This is a genomic window from Helicobacter sp. MIT 14-3879 (genome assembly GCF_003364125.1).
Window position 1 is genome coordinate 1 of sequence record NZ_NXLP01000177.1, and the last position, 698, is coordinate 698.

General features: G+C 38.0%; 1 protein-coding gene. It reads left to right on the forward strand.

Annotated elements, in window-relative coordinates; genetic code table 11:
- Nucleotides 1-698, forward strand: a 698-nt coding sequence (locus tag CQA44_RS12915; RefSeq protein WP_115547438.1) for a LeoA/HP0731 family dynamin-like GTPase, incomplete at both ends; no start/stop codon positions are given.

Sequence of the window (698 nt, forward strand, 5' to 3'; positions counted from 1 at the left end):
CTTACAAGATGCTACTTATAACAGTATCCAGCGCAATGGAGGCTTTGAACACATTGTGCAAGCAACACACAAAAGCATTATGCAAGATGTGTTGCACAAATATATCCCAAAGGCTGAACAAATCGATAAGAGAATCAAAATGGATATAGAAAAACTAAATGACAATATGAATAGGATTAAAAAAGACATTACGAGAATCGAGCCTAAAATCAATCAAGCACGTACTGACTTAAGAAAGTTCATAACAGATTATTTTAGTGATGTGATAGTGCAACTCAATGGCAGCAGCCTTGAGACCTTTAATGATTTTTTTGAGCGTGAAATTGGAAGTGAAGGAGTCGTGCTTAATAGCAGAATCCAAAATGAATTTGACAGACACATCGGCTCTGTGGTGAGCAATTTGAATGCTATCACGATACATTTTGAATCAGAAATGAATGATTTTGAAAAAGTAATCTCTAGTTATGGGAAGCAGGGAATCACTTTCTTGCAACAATCTGGTGTGATTAATGCATCCAATATAAAAATCGCTAGAGATACAATAGTGAGCATGGGAAAGATGGTGGGGCTGGAGCTAGGCAGTCTGTTGAAATTTAAGCCTTGGGGAGCGGTGAAGCTTGCCAAAGGAGCAAATGCGATGTTTATTGTTGCGGGACTTGCGCTTGAAGTGTGGGATAGTTATAAACAAATAGAGAAAG